Annotated in this window: 22 protein-coding genes and 1 tRNA gene; 12 read left to right on the forward strand and 11 right to left on the reverse strand. The window is 58.8% G+C overall.

Translation table 11 applies throughout. From position 1 onward, the window contains the following. Window positions 1-9: 9 nt before the first annotated feature. Both ACOOHD_RS10950 and ACOOHD_RS10955 read left to right on the forward strand, forming a co-directional pair. A complete protein-coding gene (locus ACOOHD_RS10950; RefSeq protein ID WP_420457916.1) occupies window positions 10-771 on the forward strand; it encodes a DUF4292 domain-containing protein in 762 nt (253 codons plus the stop codon). A 218-nt stretch (window positions 772-989) separates the two neighbouring features. Continuing rightward, window positions 990-2,633 (forward strand): M28 family peptidase, encoded by a 1,644-nt coding sequence (locus tag ACOOHD_RS10955; RefSeq protein ID WP_420457917.1) that lies wholly within the window; start codon window positions 990-992, stop codon window positions 2,631-2,633. On the opposite strand, the gene ACOOHD_RS10960 is transcribed toward ACOOHD_RS10955, so the two are convergent. Then, window positions 2,630-3,958 (reverse strand): NAD(P)/FAD-dependent oxidoreductase, encoded by a 1,329-nt coding sequence (locus tag ACOOHD_RS10960; RefSeq protein ID WP_420457918.1) that lies wholly within the window; start codon window positions 3,956-3,958, stop codon window positions 2,630-2,632. The two genes, ACOOHD_RS10955 and ACOOHD_RS10960, sit on opposite strands and share 4 nt — an antisense overlap. Window positions 3,959-4,046: 88 nt before the next feature. On the opposite strand from ACOOHD_RS10960, the gene ACOOHD_RS10965 reads away from it, so the two are divergent. Both ACOOHD_RS10965 and ACOOHD_RS10970 read left to right on the forward strand, forming a co-directional pair. Then, complete coding sequence (locus tag ACOOHD_RS10965) at window positions 4,047-5,201, forward strand: ABC transporter permease (protein WP_420457919.1); 1,155 nt, start codon at window positions 4,047-4,049, stop codon at window positions 5,199-5,201. A gap of 76 nt (window positions 5,202-5,277) precedes the next feature. After that, entirely contained in the window at window positions 5,278-6,081 is an 804-nt protein-coding gene (locus ACOOHD_RS10970) for an ABC transporter ATP-binding protein (protein WP_420457920.1), read from the forward strand. A 3-nt stretch (window positions 6,082-6,084) separates the two neighbouring features. On the opposite strand, the gene ACOOHD_RS10975 is transcribed toward ACOOHD_RS10970, so the two are convergent. Next, window positions 6,085-6,834, reverse strand: coding sequence for a geranylgeranylglyceryl/heptaprenylglyceryl phosphate synthase (locus ACOOHD_RS10975; RefSeq protein WP_420457921.1), 750 nt, complete (start codon window positions 6,832-6,834; stop codon window positions 6,085-6,087). Window positions 6,835-6,902: 68 nt separating this feature from the next. After that, a tRNA-Leu gene (locus tag ACOOHD_RS10980) sits at window positions 6,903-6,987 on the reverse strand. 97 nt (window positions 6,988-7,084) lie between these two features. Between ACOOHD_RS10980 and ACOOHD_RS10985 the strand changes: the two genes are divergently transcribed. Next, window positions 7,085-7,714 carry an NAD(P)H-dependent oxidoreductase gene (locus ACOOHD_RS10985; RefSeq protein ID WP_420457922.1) on the forward strand — a complete coding sequence of 210 codons (630 nt, stop codon included), beginning with the start codon at window positions 7,085-7,087 and terminating at the stop codon, window positions 7,712-7,714. Window positions 7,715-7,768: 54 nt separating this feature from the next. Here the strand turns inward: ACOOHD_RS10985 and ACOOHD_RS10990 are convergent, their stop codons facing one another. The 5 genes from ACOOHD_RS10990 to proB form a co-directional block, all read right to left on the reverse strand. After that, complete coding sequence (locus ACOOHD_RS10990) at window positions 7,769-8,788, reverse strand: isoaspartyl peptidase/L-asparaginase family protein (RefSeq protein WP_420457923.1); 1,020 nt, start codon at window positions 8,786-8,788, stop codon at window positions 7,769-7,771. A 646-nt stretch (window positions 8,789-9,434) separates the two neighbouring features. Next, window positions 9,435-10,214 carry an ABC transporter ATP-binding protein gene (locus tag ACOOHD_RS10995; RefSeq protein WP_420457924.1) on the reverse strand — a complete coding sequence of 260 codons (780 nt, stop codon included), beginning with the start codon at window positions 10,212-10,214 and terminating at the stop codon, window positions 9,435-9,437. A 14-nt stretch (window positions 10,215-10,228) separates the two neighbouring features. Beyond that, window positions 10,229-10,975: an MlaE family ABC transporter permease gene (locus ACOOHD_RS11000; RefSeq protein ID WP_420457925.1), complete on the reverse strand. Its 747-nt coding sequence runs from the start codon at window positions 10,973-10,975 to the stop codon at window positions 10,229-10,231. Window positions 10,976-11,034: 59 nt separating this feature from the next. Further along, the gene (locus ACOOHD_RS11005; protein ID WP_420457926.1) at window positions 11,035-12,537 is read right to left on the reverse strand and encodes a hypothetical protein; all 1,503 of its coding nucleotides are present in this window, start codon (window positions 12,535-12,537) and stop codon (window positions 11,035-11,037) included. Window positions 12,538-12,754: 217 nt separating this feature from the next. Further along, window positions 12,755-13,519 (reverse strand): glutamate 5-kinase, encoded by a 765-nt coding sequence (proB, locus tag ACOOHD_RS11010; RefSeq protein WP_420457927.1) that lies wholly within the window; start codon window positions 13,517-13,519, stop codon window positions 12,755-12,757. A 17-nt stretch (window positions 13,520-13,536) separates the two neighbouring features. Here proB and ACOOHD_RS11015 point away from each other — a divergent pair, with 17 nt between their 5' ends. The 4 genes from ACOOHD_RS11015 to ACOOHD_RS11030 are packed head-to-tail and all read left to right on the forward strand — an operon-like array spanning window position 13,537 to window position 19,172. After that, window positions 13,537-14,538 carry a hypothetical protein gene (locus tag ACOOHD_RS11015; protein WP_420457928.1) on the forward strand — a complete coding sequence of 334 codons (1,002 nt, stop codon included), beginning with the start codon at window positions 13,537-13,539 and terminating at the stop codon, window positions 14,536-14,538. Window positions 14,539-14,562: 24 nt separating this feature from the next. Beyond that, complete coding sequence (locus ACOOHD_RS11020) at window positions 14,563-16,263, forward strand: ArnT family glycosyltransferase (RefSeq protein WP_420457929.1); 1,701 nt, start codon at window positions 14,563-14,565, stop codon at window positions 16,261-16,263. 1 nt (window position 16,264) lies between these two features. Beyond that, window positions 16,265-17,740, forward strand: a complete 1,476-nt coding sequence (locus ACOOHD_RS11025) for an ArnT family glycosyltransferase (RefSeq protein ID WP_420457930.1) — start codon at window positions 16,265-16,267, stop codon at window positions 17,738-17,740. Further along, window positions 17,733-19,172: a hypothetical protein gene (locus tag ACOOHD_RS11030; protein WP_420457931.1), complete on the forward strand. Its 1,440-nt coding sequence runs from the start codon at window positions 17,733-17,735 to the stop codon at window positions 19,170-19,172. The genes ACOOHD_RS11025 and ACOOHD_RS11030 overlap by 8 nt, the downstream gene beginning before the upstream one ends. A gap of 34 nt (window positions 19,173-19,206) precedes the next feature. Here the strand turns inward: ACOOHD_RS11030 and ACOOHD_RS11035 are convergent, their stop codons facing one another. Then, complete coding sequence (locus tag ACOOHD_RS11035) at window positions 19,207-20,067, reverse strand: IS3 family transposase (RefSeq protein ID WP_420457932.1); 861 nt, start codon at window positions 20,065-20,067, stop codon at window positions 19,207-19,209. Then, window positions 20,067-20,363 (reverse strand): transposase, encoded by a 297-nt coding sequence (locus tag ACOOHD_RS11040; RefSeq protein ID WP_420457933.1) that lies wholly within the window; start codon window positions 20,361-20,363, stop codon window positions 20,067-20,069. The genes ACOOHD_RS11035 and ACOOHD_RS11040 overlap by 1 nt, the downstream gene beginning before the upstream one ends. A gap of 241 nt (window positions 20,364-20,604) precedes the next feature. Between ACOOHD_RS11040 and tnpA the strand changes: the two genes are divergently transcribed. Genes tnpA through tnpC form a run of 3 tightly spaced genes read left to right on the forward strand, consistent with a single transcriptional unit; the run spans window position 20,605 to window position 22,905 of the window. Next, complete coding sequence (gene tnpA, locus ACOOHD_RS11045) at window positions 20,605-20,946, forward strand: IS66 family insertion sequence element accessory protein TnpA (RefSeq protein ID WP_420457934.1); 342 nt, start codon at window positions 20,605-20,607, stop codon at window positions 20,944-20,946. Continuing rightward, window positions 20,939-21,286, forward strand: coding sequence for an IS66 family insertion sequence element accessory protein TnpB (gene tnpB / locus ACOOHD_RS11050; protein ID WP_420457935.1), 348 nt, complete (start codon window positions 20,939-20,941; stop codon window positions 21,284-21,286). The genes tnpA and tnpB overlap by 8 nt, the downstream gene beginning before the upstream one ends. Before the next feature lie 32 nt (window positions 21,287-21,318). Continuing rightward, entirely contained in the window at window positions 21,319-22,905 is a 1,587-nt protein-coding gene (gene tnpC, locus ACOOHD_RS11055; protein ID WP_420457936.1) for an IS66 family transposase, read from the forward strand. A 92-nt stretch (window positions 22,906-22,997) separates the two neighbouring features. On the opposite strand, the gene ACOOHD_RS11060 is transcribed toward tnpC, so the two are convergent. Beyond that, the gene (locus tag ACOOHD_RS11060) at window positions 22,998-24,086 is read right to left on the reverse strand and encodes a hypothetical protein (RefSeq protein ID WP_420457937.1); all 1,089 of its coding nucleotides are present in this window, start codon (window positions 24,084-24,086) and stop codon (window positions 22,998-23,000) included. Window positions 24,087-24,266 lie beyond the last annotated feature (180 nt).

The following is a 24,266-nucleotide window of genomic DNA, read 5'->3' on the forward strand; positions in this document are numbered from 1 at the left end:
GCTCACCCTATGCGTATATCCTTTCTGGCTTTTCTCGCCGTCCTGCTTTTCGCTAACTGCAACCGTAAGGTGGCCGGCCCCGCGGCGGGTAGTGTCTCCGAGGCTAGCTCCGGTAAACTACGTCTGGCCCAGGTGCTGCGCACCATCGACGAAAACCGCAGCGCCCCGGAGTGGATGGACGCCAAGGCCCGGGTCGACCTGGACAGTAAGAAACTCAGCATTGGCGGCACAGCCTTCATCCGCCTACACCGCGACGAGGCCATCTGGATGAGCGTCAAAAAGTTCGGCTTTGAGGGAGCTCGGGCGCTGATTCGCCCCGATTCCTTTTTCTTGTACAACCGCCTGGAGGGCGAGTACATCGCCGAGCCCCTGAGCTACATCGAGGAAAAGTATAAGATCCCGGCCCGCTTCGACCTGCTGCAGGAGATCTTTTTCGGCAATGCGGTCTTCCTCACCGATGAGCTAGAGATCGGCCGGGCCGATGACGGCGCGATTCGGCTTACGGGGCGGAGCGATGAGTTTGCTACCCAGTACTTTATTGATCCGGTGACCTTTCGTCCGCAGTTGATGGAGTTGCAGGAGCTCGGCCAATCGCGCAGTATGGTGGTCACCAATACTGACTACACCCAGGTGGAGGGGGTGGCCCAGACCTTCCCCCGGGGCCGTTTTGTGGAGGTCGATGACGGGAAGGGCGGGGCGGCTAGTATGGAGATGGAGTTCACGGAGGTGAGCTTTTCGGGGCCGGTGGAGATGCCTTTTGAGCGGCGGTAGGGGGCGGCTTTGCTCGCTGCGCTCGTGGGGCTCAGCACAGAGGACACGGAGGGATGCACAGAGTAACACTGAGTAGGTGCTAGTACTACTAAAAGGTAAACGGAGGCTGGCACCTAGCGGTGCTGTGGGAGGCATGGAGGGGCCACGCACCAAGGTCGAGTGGCCTCTGGCCCGAGTAGATCACGATATATTGCGGGTCAATCCAGACCACCTTTACAATGACCCACTCCCCCACCCTACTAGCCCTCCTTTGTCTACTAGCACTCGGCTGCCAATCCACAGATACCGCCCGTTCCACCAACGCCGCACCTGCGACCCCGCCCGTAGATTCCACCACGATCGACCGGCACATCGCGGAGCTGGCGGGGGATAAGTACGGGGGGCGGCTGCCCTTCAGTCCCGGAGAGGCACTGACGCTTGACTACCTGGAGAACGAACTCAAGGCGCTCGGCCTCGAACCAGGTAACGGGAACAGCTACCGGCAGGAGGTACCGATGGTGGAGATCACGGGCCACCCGGACGAATCAATCACGCTCGCTATGCCCGGCGGCGAGGTGAACTGGACCTTCAGTAAGGACTACGTCACCTTCAGCGAGCGAGGGGAGGAATTGACCGGAGTGGAGGGCTCGGACCTGATCTTTGCGGGCTTCGGCGTGGTGGCCCCGGAGTACGGCTGGGACGACTACAAAGACCTGGACGTGCGGGGCAAGACCGTGGTGGTGATGGTCAACGATCCGGGCTACTACCTGGAGGATTCGACGCTGTTCAAGGGTAAGGAGATGACCTACTACGGGCGCTACACCTACAAGTACGAGGAGGCGGCGCGGCAGGGGGCGGCGGGCTGCTTGGTGATCCACGAGACGGGCGCGGCGGGCTACCCCTGGTTCGTGGTGCAGAGTAGCTGGTCGGGCAGTCGGCTGAGTCTGCCGGATGACGGGGTGCCGAAGCTGGACGTGGCCGGCTGGATCACATTGGATGCGGCACGGGAGCTGTTTACGAAGTCGGGGGTGCAGGACGTGCGGTGGTTCGAGGCGGCTACCCAGCCGGACTTTGCAGCTATCCCGCTGAATACGGAGCTGACTACCAGCGTGCGCAACGACCTGCGCTTCGACAAAAGCTACAACATCGTGGCTCGCCTACCCGGCGCCGCGCGGCCCGACGAGAACGTGATCTACACCGCTCACTGGGACCACATCGGCGTGGGCCCGGTCGTGGCTGGTGACAGCATCTACAACGGGGCGCTCGACAACGCCAGCGGCACGGCGCAGCTGCTGGCCATCGCCGAGGCCTACACTGAGCTACCGGAGCCGCCGGCCCGCTCGGTGGTTTTTCTCTTCGTGACGGCGGAGGAGCAGGGACTCTGGGGCAGTGCCTACTACGTGGCGAATCCCGTATACCCCCTCGAGCAGACGGTGGCGAACATCAACCTCGACGGGATCAATCCCAGCGGGCCGGCTGCCGACCTGACCATCACCGGCATGGGCCACAGTGAGATGGACGAGCTGGCCAGCCGTATTGCCCGGGAGCAGGGCCGCTATACCCAGGGCGGACAGGAACCGGAAAAGGGCTACTTCTACCGCTCCGACCATTTCAACTTTGCCAAGCGCGGGGTGCCGGTGCTGTACGCTAAGGGCGGCTACGAGCACCAGACCCTGGGCAAGGAGTACGCTAAGCAGCAGAAGGATGAGTTCGTGGCCCGGCGCTACCACCAACCGGCGGATGAGTACCGGTCGGGGGATTGGCCGCTGGCCGGGGCGGTACAGGACGGCGACCTACTCCTCCGGGTAGGCCTGGAGTTGGCCAACGGCGAGGTCTGGCCGAAGTGGCGGCGGGGGTCGGAGTTCTTTGTGGAGCGGCGCTAGACCGTGGCGGCCTGCGCATCGGCCGCGTGGGCACCGGCCAACTCCTCCTCCAGCGTGGGCTCGATCACCAGCCGCACCGCCCGGTTATAAGTGATGTAGTTGCCCACCCAGCTCAGGAAGGTAAAGAGCCGGTTGCGCCAGCCCACGAGGTAAAAGATGTGCACGAAGGCCCAGATGAACCAGGCCGGGAAGCCATTGAGATGGATGTTCTTCGGCAGATCGGCCACGGCGCGGTTGCGACCGATGATGGCCAGGTTGCCCTTGTCGAAGTACACGAAGCCCTCGGTCGGCTTGCCCCTAGCGATGGCGTTGAAGTTTTTGGCAAGCCGCTGCCCCATCTGGATCGCCACCTGCGCAACGCCGGGGTGCCCCTTGAGCCACTTATCACTGGTCAGGTAGGTCACGTCGCCGATGGCGTACACGTTTTCGTAGCCCTGCACCCGCATGCGATCGTCGATGTTGTAGTGGCCCTTCTGGGCGCTCCCCTCCCGCAGCCCCCCGATGATGGAACCGGTCACACCCGCACCCCAGATCACAGTATGGGTTTCCAACGTACTCCCATCCTTGAAGGTAGCTACTCGCCCGTCGTAATCAGCGAGTAGCTTGCCGAACCAGAGCTCGATACGCATTTCCTCCAGATTGCGGCGGGCATCGGCGCTGGATTTATCAGAAAACTGAGCCAGCAGTTCCTCCCCCCCGTCAACTAAGATAAAGCGCAGTTGCATCGTATCTGTATCCGGGTAGTCGCGCTGCAGCACGTGCCGGCGCAGCTCGCTCAGGGCTCCGGCCAGCTCCACGCCACTCGGTCCGCCGCCGACAATCAGGAAGGTCATCAGGCTCTGCTTCTCAGCTGGGTCATCGGTCATATCCACCCGCTCCAGGGTCTGAAAGAGGTGGTTGCGCAGCCGGCGCGCGTCGGGCACGGTCTTCAATGGTAGGGTATGCCGTTCTAAATTGTCGTTGCCAAAAAAGTTGGCCCGCGTACCCGTAGCCAGCACCAGATGGTCATAGTGGATGGGCCCGGCCTTGGTGTGCACCAGCTGTGCCTGGTCGTTGATGCCCTGCACCCGCAGCATCCGGAAGTGAAAGCCCTTTTTGTGCCGAAATGACTTGCGCAGCGCCCCACAAATATCGGGCGCGTCCAGTCCGGCCGTGGCCACCTGGTACAGCAGCGGGGCGAAGGTGTGGTAGTTGTACTGGTCGAGCAGCACGACTTGGTAGTGTCGCGTATCTAGCGTATCGACAAAGTTCAGCCCCCCAAAACCGCCGCCGATCACTACAATGCGGGGCTTACCCTGGGGGACGGGGAGATTGAGTGCATTCATAGGAGTACAACAAATGGGCGGGGCCGCAGGTGCGGTGCGTCCCCCCATCCCCTGTCCCTTCTTACCTTTCGCTCACATTCACCGCTGCATGTCCTTACTAGACGCTCCCTACCGCTACACCACCCTCCAGAAAAGCCTCCTCGCCGTAGCCGGCCTGGTCGTCTTTCTCCTGGCCTGGTGGTTCCTGGCCGAGCAACTGGCGATCCAGCAACCCGTAGGGAGCTTCGAGACCCGGCTACCTTCGGGACTCACTACCGATAGCACCGACCTGGCCCGCCGCGATAGCATCATCCGTGCCGATAGTATCGCCTACGCCAATGCTACGGAGTTCAAGAAGGTATACCCGCTAATACCGCCGCCCGGGCGGGTGTTTGCGAGCTTCGGGGAGCTGGTGAATCCGCCGCCGCGCTCCATCAATAAGGGACTCTTTGCCAACGCCGGTATTTCCATCTGGCGGAACCTACAGGGCTACTTCTGGGCGGTGTTCTTCAGTCTGCTGATTGGCATTCCCATCGCGGTGAGTCCGCTGGCGAAGGCCATGTTCAGCCGGCAGATCGACACGCTCAGGTACGTACCACTAACCGCCCTGACGCCGCTGTTCCTGATCGCCTTCGACAGCTCCGAGTCCGAGGCGCTGAAGGTGAGCTTTCTGGCCTTCGGTATCCTGGTGTACCTGCTGCCGGTGGTGATGCAGCGGCTGTGGGAAACGGAGGACGTGTACCTCAAAACGGCCTTCACCCTGGGGGCCAGCGACTGGCAGCTCATCAAGTCGGTCTACCTGCCCAGCGTACTCAGCAAGCTCATCGATGACATCCGCGTACTGACCGCCATCAGCTGGACCTACATCATCATCGCCGAGAGTATCAACCGCGACGATGGACTGGGCTCCATGCTCTACATCCTCGCCCGCCAGGGCAACATCGCCGGGGCCTACGCCGTGCTCATCTTCATCGTCGTGATCGGCTACCTACAGGATCAGCTCTTCGCCTACATGAACCTGCGCCTGTTCCCCTACAAGGATCTGAAGATGCGGCGGGCGGGATTGAGTGAGGTCAAGACTGGTTTCCAGGTCATCCTGGGTACGGTGATGGTGTACTTACTGATTGGCTTATTCTTTGGCCAGTCAGCAGTGCTTGGGCTAATCGTGGCCCTGATCTGCGCGGCGGCGGCGCTGCTAATCGTGTACGGGGAGGTGAAGCTGCGGTCTGGGACTGCTGCACCTGCGGCCGCGGCTCCTGAGTGAGACCCTTCGAGGTCCTCTGGCACGTCTCCGACGACGGCCCCGCAACAACTCAATAACTCTCTAACTCACCACCCGCATGCCCACCTTCGCCGACACTCCCCTAGACAACATCATCGAGCTACGCGGCATTCGCCAGAGCTACGACGACGGCAAGAGCTACATCATCGATGGGCTGGATTTTCTGGTGGAGGATAAGCCGGCGCAGGGGCAGTTCGTGGTGATCCTGGGGGCCTCGGGGGCGGGTAAGAGTACGGTGCTACGCTACATCGCCGGGCTGCAACGGCCGAGTGAGGGGACCGTACTAGTGAAAGGAAAACCGATCGAGGAGGCGCCGCGGGTGGGGATGGTCTTCCAGCAGTATAGCAGTTTGCCGTGGCGTACCGTGCTCGAAAATGTGGCCCTACCGCTGGAGTACCAGGGGGTACAAAAGAAGGAACGCCTGGCCCGCGCCGCCGAGCTGATCGAGCTGGTGGGGCTGCGGGGGCACGAAGAGAAATTCGCCCAGTATCCTACCCTTTCCGGGGGGCAGCTGCAGCGAGTAGCTATCGCACGGAGCCTCATCGCCAATCCCGATGTACTCTTGATGGATGAGCCCTTCGGTGCCCTCGACATCGATACCCGCCTGCAGATGCAGGACCTGCTCATGGACATCTGGCACCGCATCCACCCCACGGTCATCTTCGTGACCCACGACATCTCCGAGGCCGTCTACCTGGCCGACGATATCTACATGATGAAGCCGGCCCCGAGCCGCTTTACCGAGCACGTGCACGTGGGCCTGCCGCTGCGCCGCAACCGCGATACGAAGCGCACGCAGCAGTATGTGGATTTGGTGCGGGAGGTGGAGGATCGGATGATCGCGATTACGTCGGGGGTGTAGTACCTACCCCACCCGCACCCCAGCCCCGTGCACCACCCCCGCCAGCTCCGGCAACCAACCCGCATCCCGCTCCAGCCCATTGCCCACTACAAGCAGATCCGCTCCCGCCCGTAGCGCCTGCTGCGCCTGCTCCACGCTCCGTATACCCCCACCCACGATCAGCGGCAGATCGACCTCCGCCCGCACGGCCCGGATCATGCGTGGATCGACCGGATTGAGTGCGCCACTTCCAGCATCGAGGTAGATGAGCTGTAGGCCCAGCTGCTCACCAGCCAGGGCGGTTGCTGCGGCGATGGCCGGCTTATCGGCGGGGATCGGCGTGGTGCCGCTCATGTAAGACACTGAGGTCGGCTTTCCCCCATCGACCAGGATATAGCCTGTGGGAATGGTGGTCAGTCCCATTTGCTTGATGCGCCCGGCGACCGTAACGTGGTGACCGATGAGAAGCTCCGGATTGCGGCCGGAAATGAGGGAGAGCAGTAGTAGCGCATCGGCCTGCTCGTCGAGTTGATACACCGAGCCGGGGAAAAGCAGCACGGGCACCTCTGTATGGGATTTGAGCAGGTGCAGGTAGTAGGAGGACTGCGGCTCATTGACCAGGCTACCGCCCCAGAGGAAGTAGTCGATACAGCCGGCGTTGCCATACTGTCCGAGCTGCTCGAGCTTATGCCGGTTGACCTTGTCGGGGTCGACCAGGACGGCCAGGAGCTTACGGCCGGCGTGGCGGGCCCGGATCAGTGCGGCTGGGATCATGGGCTAAAGGTAGCGAGGGCGGGCGGGAACAGAAAAACGGCCTCCCCGCATGCGAGAAAGCCGTTTCGTGCCCAGGACAGGAGTCGAACCTGCACGTCCGCAATGGACACCAGCCCCTCAAGCTGGCGTGTCTACCAATTTCACCACCTGGGCGGGGGGTGCCGTAGAAGCGGATACAAAAGTAAGTCGGCTTTGGGAGAATCACAACTATTCAATCCCTCGTTAATTGATGTAGCTACAACGAAAACAAATGGAACTCCTCAACGCCCTCCGCTGGCGCTACGCCACTAAACGCTTTGACCCCACTAAAAAGGTGAGCGAAGACGACCTCCGCCAACTAACGCAGGCCGTCAACCTGAGTGCCTCCTCCTTCGGGCTACAGCACTACCGGCTCGTGGTGGTCGGTGACGATGAAGTAAAAAAAGAACTACGTGCTGCCAGCTACGACCAGGCCCAGCTGACGGAGAGCTCGCACGTTTTCGTATTTGCGGCCATGACGGAGGTGTCACCCGACTACGTCGATGACTACATGCAGCGCATGGCCGATACACGGGACCTACCGGTAGAGAAGGTGCAGGGCTTCGGCGAGTACATCAAGGGCTCGCTGAAGGACAAGTCACCCGACTTCATCGACAACTGGAACAAGCGGCAGGCTTATACCGGACTGGGCACCCTACTAGCCGCCGCCGCCGAGCTGCGCATCGATAGCTGCCCCATGGAAGGCTTTGAGCCGGCTAAGTACGATCAAATCTTGGGGCTGACCGAGCGCGGACTTACCGCCACCGTCATCTGCCCCGTAGGCTACCGCTCGCCGGAGGATGCTACACAATATCATAAGAAGGTAAGGTTGCCGCTGGAGGAGATGGTGGTGCGGGTGTAGTCAACCAACCGTCCGACGCTTTAAAGCGTCGGACGGTTATCACGACCAGGCACCCTACTCGTAAAACTCAATCTCCCGCTCCCCCCCAGCCTTCAGATACCCCCGGTACATCCCCGGCGTATTAAAGGGCATAGCCACGTTTCCCTCGGCGTCCATAGCGATGAGGCCGCCCGTGCCGCCCTTCTCCGTGAGCGTCTGGTGGATGACGGCGTCGGCGGCCTCCTGTAGGCTCGCTCCGCCGTAGGCCATGCGCGCGTGCACGTCGTAGGCCACGGCGTAGCGGATGAAGTACTCCCCCCAGCCCGTGCAGCTCACACCGCAGGTAGCGTTATCGGCGTAGGTGCCGGCACCGATCAACGGACTGTCGCCCAGGCGGTTATAGCGTTTGTTGGTCATGCCGCCCGTGCTGGTGCCGGCAGCGAGGTTACCGGACTTATCGAGGGCAACGCAGCCTACGGTGCCGTGCTTTTTGTCGACGTCGATCTTTTCCTGCTCCACCTTTTCGCCGGCGCGGGCGCGCTCCAGGGCGTCGTAGCGCTCCTGGGTGAAGAAGTACTTAGGGTCTACCGCTTCCAGGCCCTGCTCTGTGGCGAAGTCGTTGGCTCCCTTACCGGAAAGCAGCACGTGCTCGGAGCGTTCCATGACCGCCCGGGCGGCGCTGATGGGGTGCTTGATGGTGGTCAGACCGCCGACGGCTCCGGCATTCTGATCCTGGCCGGTCATGAAGCTGGCGTCCATCTCGTTGATGCCGGCATTGGTGAAAACGGCGCCGCGGCCGGCGTTAAAGTAGGGGCTGTCCTCGAGTACCCAGATGGTGGCCTCCACGGCATCGGCGCTACTACCTCCTTCGCGCAGGATTTTCTCCCCGGCATCCATGGCCTCATTCATGGCGGCGCGGATGGCGGCGGCGCGCTCGTCGGTCATGTTTTCCGGCAGGATGGTGCCGGCTCCACCGTGGATGACCAGGGCGTAGTCGGGGCGCTCGGTGGGCGTGTCTTCCTGGGCGGAGGAGGCGGCCACCTCAGCGCAGCGGGTAAGGACGAAGGCGGCTAGGAGGACGAGGAGCAGGCGCATGGTTCGCGTGGGGTTGGTTACGCGAAAGGTACGGGAATTGGGCGGGGACGCGGGTGCGGGGAAATCGTAAACCCCAATAAGATTAGGGTAGAGGCAGCTCAGTTACCCGGAGGTCCACGCAGAGCGAGTCTCCGGGAACTCCGAAAGTGGACTGCGTAACGGATTCGGTGACGTGGAAGTCCACTAGTTTGATGTAGTGATCTTGATACAACACCTCTTGAGGCGGATAATTCATGGGGTCAACGCCGGTAGGCAAAGGCCCGTCACCATACTGATCGAACGAGAGTCTAATAGTATCGCCGTCTGCCGTTAGCGTTAGCTCCACCAAGGGCTGCCAAGCACAGTTAGCATTAAAGGGACACCAATTAGATTTGATGTCTGATACCAAGAGGGGGGCACCTAGATTCAAGAAGAGTTGATCTCCGATGGCAAGACAACTTTGATCTGACGAGACGTCCTGCTTCGTACATCCTAGTAAACCGGAGAGCGCTGCGAAGAGGAATAGTTGTGGTAGTCGCATAGACGGTTTTTTAGACAGACGACCATCGGCTGGTGCTCCGTTGGAGCTTTGCCAGAATAATTTTCGGGGCGCTCAATCCAGCGCGGCCAGAGGCCGCATTTTGCTGGCGCTGCCGGAGGCAGCATTCTACTCGTCGTGCGCATGCCGCTGCTTCAACGCATCCTCGCGGAGGCGCCGCAGGAAGGGGCTGGCGAAGATGAACTCCTGTAGCACCTGCTCTTCGCTCTCGAGTACCTCGGTTTTATTGCCCTGCCAGACTAAATTACCGTCCTTGAGCAGCACGATGTTGTCACCGATACCCATCACGGAGTTCATGTCGTGGGTATTGATGACGGTGGTGATGTTATTGCGGTTGGTAAGGTCGCAGATGAGCTCGTCGATGAGGATGGAGGTTTTAGGATCGAGGCCGGAGTTGGGCTCGTCGCAGAAGAGGTACTTGGGCTCCAGGACCATGGCCCGGGCGATGCCGACGCGCTTTTGCATGCCGCCGGAGACCTCGGAAGGAAAGCGGTCGTTGATGCCCTCCATATTCACCATTTCGAGTACCTCGTCGACGCGTTTTTCTTTTTCGCCGAGACTCTTATTGGTGAACATGTCCATCGGAAAGCGGATGTTCTCGCCTACGCTCATAGAGTCGAACAGCGCGTTGCCCTGGAAGAGCATACCGACCTTCATGCGCACCTCGCGCAGCGCCTCGTCGTCGAGGCTAAAGAGGTCGGTGTCGTCGTAGTACACCTTGCCGCTGGTCGGCTTGAAGAGCCCAATGAGCAGTTTGAGGAGTACCGTTTTGCCGGCGCCGGAGCTGCCTATGATAAGGTTAGGTTTACCGGCGTAAAACTCGGTGCTGATGCCCTTCAGCACGTCATTTTCCCCGAATGATTTCTTGATGTCTTCCGTACGGATCATGAGCGGGGAGTGGCTTAGGTAAGAAGAAGGGCGATAAGAAAGTCGAAGACCAGGATCAGTACGTTACTCACCACTACCGCGCTGGTACTGGCCTCACCGAGCTCGATGCTGCCGCCCTTGACGTAGTAACCCATGTAGCAGCTTACGGAAGTCAGTAGGAAGGCAAACACCGCCGCCTTGACGAACATCATGAATACGTAGCGGGGTACGAAAAAGGAGCGTAGGCCCAGGACGTACTCCGTGTGCGAGAGCGAGCCCGGCACCACCGTAGAGAGGTAGCCACCCACGATACTTACAAAGGCCGAGATGGCCACCAGCATCGGGATGACCACCACCGCAGCAATAATTTTCGGCATGATCAAGTAGGCGGCCGTATTGACGCCCATAATCTCCATAGCGTCGATGTGTTCTTTTTGTCGCATCCCACCGATTTCGGCCGCGAGGTTGGACCCTACCTTACCAGCTAGTACCAGACAGGTGATCGTGGGGGCCATTTCGATGATGGTGATGTCGCGCACGATGTAGCCGATGTAGTAGCTCGGCACGAAGCTATCGCCGAGCTGATCGGCAAACTGTACCGCCGTTACCATGCCGATAAAGATGGAGATGAGCAGGACGATGAACACCGAGCCCACGCCGATAGCGTCCATCTGCCGCATCGTCTCCTTGTAGTACATCGAGAACTTCTCCGGGCGTGCCACGGCCGACCGGAGTAGGGAGACGTAGCGGCCGACGTTGAAGAGCATGTTGTCAATGACCATGGGGGCAGGGTGGGGGTTCGTGCTGTAACGCCGTGGCAGGAATATTGGTTTGCCCCCGACTATCCCTCCGGCTGGTACTCGAGGGCACCGGCGTCGGGGGTATCGGTGTCGCGGGGGTAGTCGACCAGATCGGTGGGCAGCTCCGGCAGGAACACGCTCAGGTCGCGGGCTACGCTGAGGCTATCGAGCTGGAAGCTGTCCTGGCGCACGGAGACGAAAAGTGGATCGTCGAACTGGAGGTTGTAGCAGTCGCGGCAGATGGTGGTGTAGAAATCGGGATAGCCCCCAAGACCAGCGTTAAGGAAGTTTTCATCAGTACGTACCACCGAGTTTTCGATACGTACATCAAAAAAGCGGGGATCACTACCGCCGGTCACGTCCCCAAAGGCCAGTTCACTCCCATCAAAGCCGGATAGAATGCTATTGCGTATCCGTACGGTTAGGGGAGTGGGATCACAGTTATCCTCACACTGGGGAATATCATTAAGCAGAAACAGCGCCACGTTATCGCTACCGGAATAGCTCGCCACGGTAGTGTGCTCCAGGGTAAGGCTCCCGCCCTTAACTACTTGTACCGAATTACCGGACGAGGAGTGCAGTAAACTATTGCGCACCGTAACGTCGGATTGGTAGGTACTTAGGGCCGGCCCCGAGGTGAAGGCGATCACAGTGTTGTCGATACTTACCTCCGCCAGGCTATCGACAGTGATCCCGGCAATGGCATTGTTGAGCTCTGCATACTCGATACGGTTGTTTTTGCTGAGCGGGCCGAAGATGAGTCCACGGTAAGCCCCCTGACTTTCGCGGTAAGGTTCTTCTAGCCGGTCGGTGGAGAGAATGACTGGGTCCTCAGCTGTTCCCAGCAACTGTAGACTCCCGTTTGGTAGGGTATAGATGAAGCCGTCCTCGAAGATACCCGAACCAGCCAGCAGCTCGGTATTTTTTTGGATGCCCCCGTGGAAATACAGCCGCGAGCCCGCCAGCACCTGCACCACACAACTGTCGATAACCATAGAGCCGTAGATAACCGTGGGCAGGTCCACCGGCAGGGTAAACATCCCATCGCGGCAGATGGGCTGGAAGAAGGTGCCGCGGTTGAAACCATTAAGGTAAAGGGCATTCTGCCCGAAGGCCTGCAGTACCACGGACTCCTGGAAGTTGCCCGTCTCGAAGATCAGTTCGTCCTCGGCGATAAAGGGGCTGATGTTTTCCGGGGCGGTGGGGTCCACTTCCGCCGTCACGAAGACGAAGATGCTATCCTTACCCCAGATGACCACGTCACGGGCCTCGGGACCCTCGGTACCATCTATATTGAAGTTAAAGGTCACCCCTGTACGGCCGGCTACGGCTACCCGATCGATCATGATGGGGTCCGTAGCATCATTGTATACTAAAAAGAGCTGGACTGCGCTACCCCGCTGAGTGAAAACGGTATCGAAGCTCAGGGTATCGAGCTCGAAGCGGAGGTTGACGGCCTCACCGGTGAGGAAGTCGCGGTCGGGGTCGCAGCCAGTGGCGAGGGCGAGGAGTAGTGCTAGACCACAGAAGAGAATGTGTCGCATATACGGTAGTGAGCTAACGGTCGTCACTGGGCGGCTACGCCGCTATTTTGAACCACAGATTACACGGATGTACACAGATTTTGCAACCTACGGTTGCTGACGGATCAGCGGTAAGTCGCATAGCGACTTATAATCTGTGTCAATCTGTGGTTCATAATCAGCGCAAGCAAGCACGGAGTGCTTGTGCGCACTCCACATAACAGCGAACTTCGGTGGTCTATTGCATCACCGTGGTACCCGGCCAGCCACCCGTTAGCACCGTAGCCAAAATACCCGGCCGGCGGCCGTTGCCGATCAGTACGGGGATACCCTCCAGGGCGGTTTCCGTGGCAATGCGCAGTTTGGTCGCCATGCCGCCGCGGCCACCACTGGTCTTGCGCGACTGCACGAAGGCCTCCATCGCAGTATCGCCGGCGGTGACTTGGGTGATGAGCGCACTGTCAGCATCCTCCGGTGGGCCATCGTAGAGTCCCTCCACGCTGCTGAGAATCACCAGGGCTTCGGCCTGTAGCATACGAGCGACCAGCCCGGCCAGCTCGTCGTTGTCGGTAAACATCAGCTCGGTGACCGCCACCACGTCATTCTCATTCACAACGGGCACAATCTCATCGCGCAGCAGGGCCCCGAAGCAGTTAAGCATATTATCGTAGTGGAGATCGTCGCGAAAGTCGCCCTTCGTGGCCAATACCTGGGCGCAGAGTAGTCCGTGGCCGGCGAAGAGCTGGCGGTAGAGTTCCATGAGGCGCACCTGTCCGATGGCGGAGTACACCTGCCGCTGGGCGACAGCCCCATCGTCGGGCCGGCCAGGAAGGAGCTCGCGGCCCGCCCCCACGGCTCCCGAAGACACCAGGACCAACTCTACCCCGGCCCGTTTAAGCCCGGCGATCTGATCGACCAGCCCGCTGATGCTGGTGATGTCGAGCCGGCCGTCGGGGCGGGTGAGTACATTGGTACCTACTTTGATGACTAGGCGCTTATACATGGCGTAAACTTAGTGCAATGCCCTGGGACCTTTCCCCCCGCCCCCTGCTCCCCCCACCCCGGCCGCCTTACCGTTGGTGGCTGCCGCTGCCGTACCTCGCCCTACTCACCTTCGCCCTGCGGTGGAGCAGCATCCTGGATGTGTCCGACGTGGTCGCCGCGGTGGCCGTAGCACTGGGAGGCTGGCTGTTGGGCTTGTGTACCTGGCGAGCCTCGGGGAGCCGGTACACGCCCTGGGTGGCGGGCATCGTGTACTGCTTTTGCTGTAGCGCCGTTGCGGTGTTCGGGCGGGACGCAACGACTGAGCTACTGGCGAATGGCTTTGTAATCGCGGCCTGGCTAGTGGCCGTGGCGCCGCGGGAGTACGGGGTGACCTACAAGCGAGAATCGCTCGCACTGACCAGGCGGCACTGGGCGGCGGCCGGTTTGTTGCTGGGAATAGGTAGCCTACTGCATCCCTTCGTACTAGTGGGGCTGCTTGGAGCACTGGGCTACACTAGGAGGTACTACTTCCGCCGGTCGACGCAGACCCGTAAAGCCGACTGGGGCGGGGTAGCGGTCACTGCTGTCACCGCTGGAGTCTTGCTTCCCCCGGTGGGCATGGCCCTGGCAACATGGCTCGTGATGGATCTATCCTGGCACCCCCTGGGGGAACTCCACTTCGGGCGGTGGGGCCAACAACTCGGTTGGCTGGGTTGGTACGCGCTGTATTTCGTGCCGTTGCTACTCTTTGGCATGACAGGCTTTTTTCGCAACATCCTGGCCTCCGGCCGTACTGATTTTGTGACCGTGCTGAGTACCCAAAGCTGGTGGCTCACCTGGCTGATCCTACTATTTGGCGGTGGCCGACCGGAACCGCTCGTCTTACTGCATCCGCTGGTCGCGCTCCAGTTTACCGAGTCGTACACCGCTACCGGGGTGCCAACCCATGACGCTAAACACGGCTTCTCTTTGCTCCTGGTGCTGGCTGCCGGACTAGGCGTAGGCTACTACTACTTCGCCCCTACCTTTACTCCTTAACTCCTTAACCCCCCTCCACCCACCTTGCACCTGCGGCCCCGCCTCCCTGTCTACCTGCGCCCCGCCTACCTGCTCCTAGGCTGGACGCTGCTGAACCTGCTGCAGGCCGGACTGACCCCGCTGGACCCCGACGAGACTTACTACTGGATGTACGCCGGCGACCTGGCCTGGGGCTACTTCGATCACCCGCCGGCGGTGGCCCTGACGGTGGCCCTGGGACGGGACTGGCTACCGGGTGCGCTGGGGCTACGACTGGGGACAGTGCTGGTGAGTGCCGCTACGGTGACGGCCCTGTACTACCTGCTGGACCGGCCCCGGGGAAGACGCTTGCTGCTAGCCGCCTCGCTGGTGTTCGCTCAACCCTTCCTGCACGTGTACGGCTTTATTGCTACGCCGGACGGGCCGCTGCTGCTCTTTACGGTGCTATATTTGCTGGGGTTGCGGAGTTTCCTGCGGGCGCCGAGTTGGGGTAGCGGGCTGCTGTGGGGACTGACGATGGCGGGCTTACTGTACACAAAGTACCACGGGGTGCTACTGATCGCCTTTACCGTGCTGCCCCACCTGTGGTACTTGCTGCGGCGGCCGGCTGCCTGGGGGGCCGTGGTGCTGGGCGCGCTGCTGTACGTGCCGCACCTGTACTGGCAGTACGCGCACGACTGGCCGTCGTTTCGCTACCACCTGGGGGGGCGCGATGACGTCTACCAGCTGAAGTACACTACCCAGTACCTGCTGAATCAATTGTTGGTCTTCAGTCCGTTTCTGCTGTACTACTACGGGCGGGCATTTTGGCGGAGTAGTGCGACGGATGGATTTGTACGCAGTTGTCGGTGGCTGATCGTGGGGCTGATCGTGTTTTTCCTGTTTATGACGAGTAAGGGAAGCACCGAGGCGCACTGGACGGCCCTGCTGAGCGTGCCGCTAGTGTACCTGACCTATCATGAACTGCTGCGCCACCCGACCGGCCGCGGGACCCTCCTACGGCTCTGTTGGATTACGGGAGGTATTCTGCTACTGGCCCGGCTGCTACTCATGGCACCCCGGGAGTGGCTGCCCTTCGCAAAGCCCTTCGATCACGCGCCCTGGGTGGAGCGGCTGCACGAAATCGCGGGCGACGAGCCGGTAATTGTAGAGAACAGCTACCGCCTGGCCTCCCTCTACGAATTCTACTGCGGCCGGCCGGCCTGGACCTTTACCGACGTGGCCTACCGTAACAATCAGTACGGGCTGTGGGAACGGGACTCGGTCTTTCAGGGGCGGACGGTATGGCTACTGGGACAGGGTAACTGGAAGAATCCGGCGGCCCGGGAGTTTCATCCGCAGAAGGGAACGATGCGGCTGGAGCGGGTGGAGGACTTCCAGGTCGCCTGGCGGGTGGAGCTGCTGCCGGAGTTGGAGCTGCCGGCGGAGCTTGCGGCGGGGGATTCCGTGGCACTGACGGTGCGGGCCTACGCTCCCTATCCCATTGATCTGGATAGCGAGCTGCCCCTAGATCTTTTTGCGATTGCCTGGGACGAGCGGGGGGAGAAGGACTACTGGAAACTAGGTCCGCTTGCGACCACTACTACCCTACCCCGCAATGATACCACTCTCCTTTATCGGGGTCTGCTGACAATCCCGGATACTGTGCCGACGGGGAAGGTGGAGTTGACCTTCGGGCTGGGGTACCGGGGCATGCCGCCGCTGCGGGGGCAGTCGGAGGCGTATGGCTGCTACCTTTACCGCTAGCATGCTCTCCCGCCGTTCCCGCATTCCACCCTTCTGGTTCTTCCTTCTTCTGGCGGTCGCCCTACGTTGGGGTAGTTTTTTCATCTCCGTCATCGACCACGACGAGAGCACCTACATCGTTATCGCCGACGAGCTACTGCGCGGTAAGGTATACCTGCGGGACGTGGTCGACACCAAGCCCATCGGCATCTTTTGGGTGTATGCCCTGCTCAATACGGTGACCGGCGGCAGCATCCCCCTGCTCCGCCTGGCCACAGCGGCGGTGATTGCCCTAGGCTCCTGGGGCCTGTACGTGGCTAATCTGCGTGCCACCGGCCACCGCACGGCGGGCTACGTAGCCGGGGTGCTCTACGTGTGGATGAACAGTGTGTTTACCGACTACGGCATGTCGCCCAATACCGAGCACTACTTCAATGCCCTCACGATCTGGGCCGTTGCGATCAGTGTGGCCGCCCCCCGCAAGCGTTGGGGTTGGGCGGGGCTTCTGCTGGGACTGGCCTTCATCATCAAGCCCTTCGCGGCGGCCGAAGCGGGGGCCGTAGGGCTGTATCTGGTATGGCATTACCGGCGTGACGTGCCGCGTATGCTGGGCCGTGGGCTGCAGCTGGTGGCAACCTGGGGCCTTCCCCTGGCGGCCGTGGTGGCCTATTACTGGTGGCTCGATCTACTGCCGGCCCTGTGGTTTTACAGCGTAGAGGTCAGCGCGGCCTACCCCATCGAGCTACCGTGGTATTTGCGGCTGAAGTATATGGGGGACTATCTGCTGCGGTACAGTCCGTTCATTCTGTGCGGTTTGGCGGGGGCGCGGGTGCTGAAAAGCAGGACCTCGAAGCGTCCGTTGGAGCGCAGCGACTTCGGACCTTTGAGCGTCCGGTCGGGAGAGCGAGAGTGGCTATACTACCTAGCCCTACAGGCGGTATTCGTCACCACGGTCATCCTACTGACCGGCAAGCGCTTTGGGCACTACCAGATCCAGCTGCACCCGGTGGTGGCCCTGTGGGTGGGAGCTACGGCGGGGGTGGTGTGGCGGGCGGTGTGGCAGCGGCGGGGGGTGCTGGTGGGACTGTGGGTAGTGGCGGTGGCGGTGGGAATTGGGCATGGAGTGTACTACTGGGGGAAGGAAGACCGGCCGCGGGAGGTTGCGGAGTACTTTAAGGGGAACCTACTTCCGGGGGAGCAGGTGTTCGGACTCGGCTACCAGATGGTGTACCACCTGCTTAGCCAGCCCGTGCCGGTGGCCTATGTGCATCCTTCGCTACTATTTTATCCGCACCACACTAATGTGCTAGGAGTCAATCAGCGAGAAGTAGTTCAGCAAATTATTGAGAATCAAGCCATTCACTATATATACGGTGAAGTTGACGACCCTATCAGCGATACTCCGCTACGGGATTCCCTACTACAATACTTCGAACCTTACGATACTGTAGCAACAAAATTCATCGTTCACAGACGCTACGTTCCCGAAGATGAATAACACACAGCGCCAGGTTTTTGTATCGCTCTACGCGTTACCGGTATCAATTATTCTTGCACTAATTGTGGGACCCATCCTACGCGACGGGATGTTCATTGACGGGCTAGTGTACACTAATCTTGCTAAGAACATCTACCAAGGTGTCGGTAGCTTCTGGGCACCTTTAGTGGATACAGGCGGGCCGGTATTCTACGATCATCCTCCACTCTTACCCTATCTGGAATCATTATTTTTTCACCTATTCGGTAATCACCGCCATACGGAGGACATCTACAACGCTACGGTATTCGGCCTGACTGTGTTCTTTATGTACCGGATCTGGGTGTCAGCAGCTGGCAAGTCAAACCGATCGCATTTCTTTTTTCCTCTGCTACTTTTTGCACTAAGCCAAGAGGTGCAGTTGCGGTACCCCAACGCGATGCTGGAGTGTGGAATGACATTAGTGCTGTTGGTCTTCACCTTCCTGTACCTACGGTGGTATCCTCGCAGACCGGTAGTTGCTACCTTACTTGCTGGGGTAGGTGCCTTTTTCGCGTTTCTCTGCAAGGGCCCCGTAGGGCTATTTCTGCTGGGCTTACCATTGCTCCATGCGTTGCTGGTAGAACGTCGGAGATATACAGGGGCTATCCTGCTACCGCTGCTTTCGATGGGAATGTGTTTTGGTGCATTGTTTCTACTAGAGCCAGCAGCCTTTGAGTTTACCCGACACTATCTGGATCAACAGGTGCTATCTGCCCTCTTGGGGGAGCGAATAGAAAACGTGGCTGCCTCCCGCCTTGCCATCCTCTGGAGCTTGATCAATACAAATATTCCGGCCATCCTGCTTTGCTTGCTTTTGCTCCGTGTACGTCGCACCCGCGATTCCGCCCATTGGCATCAGCTCGGCTACATGTTCGTATTAGTGGGTGCTACGGCTATCCTGCCGATCGTAGTATCCATAAAGCAAGCTGCTTACTATCAGATTCCTTCACTACCCTATTTATTTATCGGCCTGAGCTTACTGCTCCTGCCACGGCTGAAACAGGTAGTCCAGTTTCTTTATAGTAGCCTCGCCACTCGTCGTGCTCTTACAAGTATTGCTAGCGTGGGAATAGTGACAACTACCTATGTGGCGCTCTCTATGTTAGGGACTACGGATCGGCGCGATGTGGAGGCATTAGCGCAGGCGGAACGGATCGCAGCAATCATGGATAGTCTAGGGACCACTCGCTATAACTTGATCGTAACCGGGGAGCGAGCCGCTTTTAATACTGCCTTATCGTATACCGTGACGGGTTCTTTGAACCGGTGGTACGATGTGTATGAGGATCGTACGAAGAAGGCTGATGTGGATCTAATAATTAGAACTTCAAAAGAACAATTGTTGCCGCCATCTAATGATGATGACATGCTTTTCTTGCGCAACAATGTCAGCCTTACACTAGCCAAGTAGGGATCTACTGATGTGTACCCCATTCTTCGACAGATTATGACAGAGTTTTAGGTCCGGTGGGATAATGTTGGTGAGGTAGCCCAGGGCTCAGCGAGGAGTGATCTCGGGCGTAGTTATAGTAGTCGAAGAATACCCGCAGTCCTTGTTTGAGCGCAAGGCCATCGACAAATTCATGCAGGTAAATGTACTCGTACTTGACCGTTCGCCAGAGGCGTTCGATGAAGGCATTGTCAGTAGCCCGTCCGCGGCCGTCCATGCTGAGTTGAGTAGCCTCATTGGTAGAACCCAGCACGGCCTGCGTAAAAGCCTCAGAGGTGTACTGAGCACCCTGGTCGGTGTTAACAATCTCGGGATAGCCCCAGCGGTCTACGGCCCGTTGGTAGACTTGGCTACACCACTCGGCGGTCATCGTATTCGACAGCGACCAGTCCAGCACGAAGCGAGAATATACATCGATCCAGGCCGTCAGATAGAGGTAACCCCGTTTCATCGGAATGTAGGAGATGTCCGTCTGCCAGACCTGGTTGGGCCGCTCGATGGATAGCCCACGCAGTAGGTAGGGGTACACCTTGTGCCCGGGTGCGGGACGAGAAGTATGCGGCCCTGGAAGCAACGACTGCAGTCCTAATACCTTGTAGTAGAGGCGGTTGATGCGTTTAAGGTTGATCTCCAGTTGGTGTTCTCGCCGGAGCCACCGCAGCATTCGTCGCGGACCTTTGTCGGGGTAGTCCAGGTAGTGTTCATCCATCAGCCGCAGCAGTCGCAGATTTAGCTCGCTTTCTGCTGCCGGGTGGTAGTAGTGCCGAGACCGAGATACACCCAGAAGATGGCTCTGGCGCACTACGCTGAGATGCGCCCCGCTATCCAGGGCGGCTACTCTTTGTGAATGGGGCATCAGGAGAGCGTTTTTTTTAGAAACTCGTTCTCCACCTGTAGCTTACCGATGATGCGCAGTAGCTCATCACGCTGTTTATCTTCCAGGCCGAGGCTCGAAGCTGCCCCGCGATTACCCTTGCGTTTGGACCCAAAAAGCTCGTCGGATTCATGCGTCAGTACCCGCTTCCAGGTCTTGATCTGTGAAGCGTGCAGTTGATGTTTTCGCGACAGCTCGGCCATGGTCAGTTCTTCCCGGATGGCCTCCAGGGCAACTTTCTTCTTGAAGCTGGCCGAATGTGTTCTTCGTTTAGACATACAAGCAAGTTAGTGGACCTTACTTACCTGTTCGAATTTTGGGGTACACTACACTACCTCCCAAGATCACCATCTAGAAGCAGGGATGCGTGAATCTGGCTATTCTAGAATCAGTAAGGCAAGGTGCGAAAAATTTCTGTTTCAGCTAGTCTATCCTCCAAAAAACGGTAAGCGTCCGAGCAACCCCATCTTGTAGCCTTGGATGAGTGGCTTGAACTTTGCGGCGAGCCAAACCAATTAGATGCGCCGTAGAACACCCGAACAGATTAAGCAAGTGCTGGCCGAACAAGCTGGCAGCGGCCAGTCCATCGTTCAATTCTGTCAGTCCAAAGGTATCAACACCGGCACCTTCTATGCCTGGCGAGCCAAGTACGCCAGGCGGAACAAGACCGGGTCTGCACCGGAGGGCTTCACTCGTCTGGTAACTACCACCTCTGCGGCGGCGGGGACGAAGCGCGAGCCCGTGGCCACGCTACACCTGTCGGGTGGCGCTCGCCTGGAGCTGACTGACTGGCCGCTGGCCGACCTTGTACGGCTAAGTCGTGAACTGATGAACGGCAAAGGGCTATGCGCCGATGCTTAGCTTCTCGAGCCGGCAACGCTACTTTTTGTACCGCGGTGTCACCGATATGCGTAAAGGCTTTAATGGGCTTAGTGGTCTGGTGCGCCAGTACCTGGACCACGAACTGCTGAGCGGCGATGTGTTCCTCTTTCTGAACCGCCGGCGCGATCGCATCAAGTTGCTGGTCTGGGACCGCACCGGCTTTGTGGTCTGGTACAAGGTGCTAGAGCGTGGCACCTTCGAGCTGCCGGCCGGGGAGGGTGACCGTCTGGAGATGAGCTGGACCGACATCCAGCTACTGCTGGAGGGTATCGAAATTAAATCCGTCAAACGGCGCAAAAGATATAGCCGGACGGCCTGATTTACGGGGCGCGTTTCGTATTTTTGTCACATATGGAAGCCACCGTTTCCCGGGCGGAATACGAAGAACTGCAGGGGCGCTATAACGCTCTGCGCCACGAGCTGGACCAGCTTAAGCGACTGGTCTTTGGAGCCAAATCCGAGCGCTTCGTACCGGCGGCGGCCATCACCACTGCCCCTGAGCAGATGGCGTTGTGGCAACAAGAAAAGACCGAGAAGCGGGAGGGCGAGCCGCTCAAGGAAAAGATTAGCTACCAACGACGCAAGGCCAGAAAAAAGACTCACCCCGGTCGTACGCCGCTGCCCGAGCATCTGCCCGTGCGCCAGATACGCGTCGAGCCCCCCGGACAGGACACCAGCGACCTGATCGAGATCGGCCAGGACGTTACCCGTAAGGTCGACTACACCCCGGGCAAGCTAGAGGTGATCGAGTACGTGCGGCCCCGCTATGTACGGCGGCGCCGCCGCCCCGCAGCCAAAGCGGATCAGTATGAGGCAGGACAGCACGGAGAGGGACCGGAGGATGCCGAAGCAAGCGCCGTGATCCAGGCTGCGGCTCCGGATCAGGTGCTCCCCAAAGCCATTGCCGGGGCGGGGCTACTGACCCAGCTCGTCATCGCAAAGTTCATCGACCACCTGCCGCTGTACCGTCAGCGCGCGATGCTGCGGCGGGACTACGACTGGGACATCCCCTCCTCCACCCTGGGCGACTGGTTCGCCGCAACCTGTACGCTGCTCGAACCCCTTTACGCGGCGCTTGCAAAGCAGGTGCTCGACACCGACTACCTGCAGGGCGACGAGTCACGCATCACCGTCCTAGAGCGGGGCGCGGAGCCGACTAAGAACAAGAGTCACCGCTATCCACCCAAGTTGCGTAAGGTACACCTGGGCTATATGTGGGTGTTTAGAAACCCGGTGGCCGGTGGGGTACTCTTTGCCTACCGCCCGGGACGGGGAGCCAATATCTTGCACGAGACGCTAGACTCCTTCGGGGGCATCTTACAGAGTGACGGCTACTCCGCCTATACCAGCTTCATGAAGGCCCACCCCGGGGTAGTGCTGGTCAGCTGTCTGGCCCATATCCGGCGTAAGTTCTTCGACGCTCGCTCTAACCACCCCGGGCTGGCCGAAATGGCCCTGCGTGCCATCCAGTATCTCTACCGCATCGAGGATATCTGCCGCCGCTACGAGCTAGCCCCCGAACGCCGTCGGTGGCTACGCCAGCGCTACGCCCGTCCGGCGTATACGGCCCTGCTGGAGTGGGTGAACGAGCAGCGGCGGACTAGCTTGAGCAAAGGGGGCATCGGTAAGGCACTGAACTATGCCTATAATCACCTACCACGGCTCGGGGCTTACCTGGACGACGGCCGTATCGAGATCGATAACAACCTAATCGAGAACAAGATCCGCCCCCTGGCCCTGGGCCGTAAAAACTATCTGTTCGCCGGCTCGCGCCAGGGGGCTCGGCGGGCGGCCATGCTGTACTCCTTCTTCGGGAGTTGCCGCGAGGCGGGCGTCAATGAGCGGGAGTGGCTACACGACGTCTTACTGCGAATCGGGGGCCATCCCATCAACCGCATCGAGGAGTTACTGCCGGGGCTGTGGAAGGCTAAAGTTTAGACTGATAACACGGGGTTGCTCGGATGCTTACAAAAAACGAGGAGGGAAGGGGCAAGCCCCTTCCCTCCTAATAGATAGCAAAACGGAAATACTTACTGGCAAAACAGTACTACACCAAGACGGACTCCTGGAACAATCTCACCCTGTCGGCCTATGAACGCTTGGCCTGAAGTGTAAAGCGTCCGCATATCAAAAGCTCGCGTTGTGGTAAACATCTGGCTCTTGAGCATGAATTGAAAATAGTCAACTTGGTTCTTGAGTTGCGTAGTATTAAATGTCTGCGCGACTTGAAACCCGTCTTGTGGGGTACTACCGCTAAATAAGCCCCCTGAGATAGTCAGGTTCTTTGGGGTGATCTCAAGATTACCAATTGCCTTGTGCTCACTTCTGCGATTACGCGTCGTAGTATAGTTATAGGCATTGATAAACCAGTTAAGGTGGTGATAGAATGACAAGCCTGCTTGATAACGATAGCTGTTAGTAAATACTTCACCAACTACTAGTTCAGGATCTCTATAATCACGGTGTGCGACCCCTGGAGTAGGGCAACTCATCGGCTTAGAATTGGTCTTTGTCATATCGACTCGATCCATTTCCTGAGATATCACTATTAGTCCTTCCTCTACGTGCTTACCATTACTGCTATACTGATTGATTATGCTAGCTTCTAATCCAGGAGCACCAGATATCTGAACACGATCAGACAGTAAATGAATCTGATCACCTACTTGGACTATGCCTTGGCTGTTTAGTAGCGCGCTAAATCCACGGTTTGATTGAGCAGGTCGAAGAGCTTCTCCCTGGGTATAGAGTGAGAGTTCAAACGATCCGACTGCTTGCTCAAAAGTCATATCTTCTGATCCATTGAACCTGGACTCGATGCTTGAAGCAACACTTAGCATCGATATGAACCGTTGGTTCCACATTGCTAATGTTGCTTCATCGACTTTCTCATTCAGAAAGTTTACCTCTTCAACAAAATCTGAGGGGTCGAGGAAGACTAAGTAACCCTTAGGTGAGACTGTAGCAACCTTCCCGCTTGGCAAAGTTATCTGCGACAGGGAAGTTGGAAGAACGGTATTGTCTGTCTCCAAATTGTCCTTTTCGCAGGAAGTAACTGTGAACGCAAACACAAAGAGGAAAAGAAAAGACCCAATAGTTGATCTCATGATGACAATCATTGAACGATGATGGATATGAAAAAATCGGCCTAACAAGTAAGCTATGACACTCAAACGCTCACTGCCTCAACTGTAGAGCTAGACCAACATACAATCTCGGACTATGGGTAAAAGTGGCCAGGTAAGTATGTACATCGGGTAGTGAGAGCGCATGGGTTGTTGTAGTCTTGCAGCGCCGTT

Source organism: Neolewinella sp. (assembly GCF_965214665.1).
In the GTDB taxonomy this organism is placed as follows: Bacteria; Bacteroidota; Bacteroidia; order Chitinophagales; family Saprospiraceae; genus Neolewinella.